Annotated in this window: 1 tRNA gene and 1 rRNA gene; both read right to left on the bottom strand. The window is 53.2% G+C overall.

Annotated elements, in window-relative coordinates:
* Positions 1-122 precede the first annotated feature (122 nt).
* A 23S ribosomal RNA gene (locus tag N7590_RS21990) occupies positions 123-3,002 on the bottom strand.
* A 226-nt stretch (positions 3,003-3,228) separates the two neighbouring features.
* Positions 3,229-3,305: transfer RNA gene (locus tag N7590_RS21985), tRNA-Ile, on the bottom strand.
* Position 3,306 lies beyond the last annotated feature (1 nt).

The raw sequence follows: 3,306 nt of genomic DNA, 5'->3' as shown, positions 1-3,306 counted from the left end.
GCTTTTGGAGAGTCGCACTCGTCCCTTGGGACAAGGCGCCAGCCTCGCATAGTTCTTGTGACGTAGCGTGCACTTGGATGCTCTTACGACGTTGTCGTAAAGCCAAGGCAACTTGAGGTTATATGGTCAAGCCGCACGGATCATTAGTATCAGTTAGCTCAATACATTGCTGTACTTACACACCTGACCTATCAACCACGTAGTCTACATGGTTCCTTCAGGGGGCTTGTGCCCCGGGAGATCTCATCTTGAGGCGCGCTTCCCGCTTAGATGCTTTCAGCGGTTATCGCTTCCGAACATAGCTACCCGGCAATGCCACTGGCGTGACAACCGGAACACCAGAGGTTCGTCCACTCCGGTCCTCTCGTACTAGGAGCAGCCCCTCTCAAATCTCCAACGCCCATGGCAGATAGGGACCGAACTGTCTCACGACGTTCTGAACCCAGCTCGCGTACCACTTTAAATGGCGAACAGCCATACCCTTGGGACCGACTACAGCCCCAGGATGTGATGAGCCGACATCGAGGTGCCAAACACCGCCGTCGATATGAACTCTTGGGCGGTATCAGCCTGTTATCCCCGGAGTACCTTTTATCCGTTGAGCGATGGCCCTTCCATACAGAACCACCGGATCACTAAGTCCTAGTTTCCTACCTGCTTGATCCGTCGATCTTGCAGTCAAGCACGCTTATGCCTTTGCACACAGTGCGCGATGTCCGACCGCGCTGAGCGTACCTTCGAGCTCCTCCGTTACTCTTTAGGAGGAGACCGCCCCAGTCAAACTACCCACCATACACGGTCCCCGACCCAGATAATGGGCCCAGGTTAGAACGTCAAGCACGACAGGGTGGTATTTCAAGGATGGCTCCGCTGCAGCTAGCGCCACAGTTTCATAGCCTCCCACCTATCCTACACAGACGAACTCAACGTTCAGTGTAAAGCTATAGTAAAGGTTCACGGGGTCTTTCCGTCTTGCCACGGGAACGCTGCATCTTCACAGCGATTTCAATTTCACTGAGTCTCGGGTGGAGACAGCGCCGCTGTCGTTACGCCATTCGTGCAGGTCGGAACTTACCCGACAAGGAATTTCGCTACCTTAGGACCGTTATAGTTACGGCCGCCGTTTACTGGGGCTTCGATCAAGAGCTTCGCCTTGCGGCTGACCCCATCAATTAACCTTCCAGCACCGGGCAGGCGTCACACCCTATACGTCCACTTTCGTGTTTGCAGAGTGCTGTGTTTTTGATAAACAGTCGCAGCGGCCTGGTTACTGCGACCCTCTTCAGCTATAGCTCGCACGAGCCACCAAAAAGGGTGCACCTTCTCCCGAAGTTACGGTGCCATGTTGCCTAGTTCCTTCACCCGAGTTCTCTCAAGCGCCTGAGAATTCTCATCCTACCCACCTGTGTCGGTTTACGGTACGGTCTGCGTAAGCTGAAGCTTAGGAGCTTTTCCTGGAAGCGTGGTATCAGTGACTTCGCCATAAAGGCTCGTCTCGGTGCTCGGTCTTAAAGGATCCCGGATTTGCCAAAGATCCAAACCTACCGCCTTTCCCCAGGACAACCAACGCCTGGTACACCTAACCTTCTCCGTCCCTCCATCGCACTTACGCGAGGTGCAGGAATATTAACCTGCTTCCCATCGACTACGACTTTCGTCCTCGCCTTAGGGGCCGACTCACCCTGCGCCGATTAACGTTGCGCAAGGAAACCTTGGGCTTTCGGCGTGCGGGTTTTTCACCCGCATTATCGTTACTCATGTCAGCATTCGCACTTCCGATACCTCCAGCAGACTTCTCAATCCACCTTCAACGGCTTACGGAACGCTCCTCTACCGCGCATAACAAAGTTATGCACCCCAAGCTTCGGTTCTGTGCTTAGCCCCGTTAAATCTTCCCCGCAGACCGACTCGACCAGTGAGCTATTACGCTTTCTTTAAAGGGTGGCTGCTTCTAAGCCAACCTCCTGGCTGTCTGTGCCTTTCCACATGGTTTTCCACTTAGCACAAAATTTGGGACCTTAGCTGTGGGTCTGGGTTGTTTCCCTTTTCACGACGGACGTTAGCACCCGCCGTGTGTCTCCCATACAGTCCGTCTCGGTATTCGGAGTTTGCAATGGTTTGGTAAGTCGCGATGACCCCCTAGCCATAACAGTGCTCTACCCCCGAGAGGATACATATGAGGCGCTACCTAAATAGCTTTCGAGGAGAACCAGCTATCTCCGGGTTCGATTAGCTTTTCACTCCTAATCACACCTCATCCCCTACCTTTGCAACGGGAGTGGGTTCGGGCCTCCAGTGCGTGTTACCGCACCTTCACCCTGGGCATGACTAGATCACCCGGTTTCGGGTCTACTGCCCGCGACTATGCGCCCTTATCAGACTCGGTTTCCCTTCGCCTCCCCTATACGGTTAAGCTTGCCACGAACAGTAAGTCGCTGACCCATTATACAAAAGGTACGCAGTCACTCCTTGCGGAGCTCCTACTGCTTGTACGCACACGGTTTCAGGTTCTATTTCACTCCCCTCTCCGGGGTTCTTTTCGCCTTTCCCTCACGGTACTGGTTCACTATCGGTCGGTCAGTAGTATTTAGCCTTGGAGGATGGTCCCCCCATGTTCAGACAGGGTTTCACGTGCCCCGCCCTACTCGTCTTCACTGAAATGGCCCTTTCAGATACAGGGCTATCACCTTCTATGGCCACTCTTTCCAGAGCGTTTTCCTAGAACCAAATCAGCTTAAGGGCTAGTCCGCGTTCGCTCGTCGCTACTTACGGAATCTCGGTTGATTTCTTTTCCTCTGGTTACTTAGATATTTCAGTTCACCAGGTTCGCTTCCAGCAGCTATGTATTCACTGCAGGATACCCGCAAGCGGGTGGGTTTCCCCATTCGGACATTACCGGATCAAAGCTTGTTGCCAGCTCCCCGATACTTTTCGCAGGCTGCCACGTCCTTCATCGCCTCTGACCGCCAAGGCATCCACCGTGTGCGCTTATTCGCTTGACCATATAACCGCAAGTTGCCTTGGGTTATACATGTGACCCGGGGGTACAAAGCCCGGATACGAATATAACGACTCAATCAATAAAGAGACTTCCGTCTCTCGCCTTAGCCTCACGACACGTCTGATAGAACATCTCAAACGCTCGCTACGTCACAAGTTTTAAAAGAACACGTACCAGCCACAGTGCTGATGCGTATATAAGATCGATTGTATGCGTCATTCAGAGAATGGTGGGTCTGGGTAGACTCGAACTACCGACCTCACCCTTATCAGGGGTGCGCTCTAACCACCTGAGCTACAGACCCG

It is taken from the genome of Stenotrophomonas sp. GD04024 (assembly GCF_029837545.1).
Classification (GTDB): Bacteria; Pseudomonadota; Gammaproteobacteria; order Xanthomonadales; family Xanthomonadaceae; genus Stenotrophomonas; species Stenotrophomonas forensis.
The sequence above is the reverse complement of the archived record's forward strand: the minus strand, read 5'-3'. Positions and strand labels throughout refer to the sequence as shown.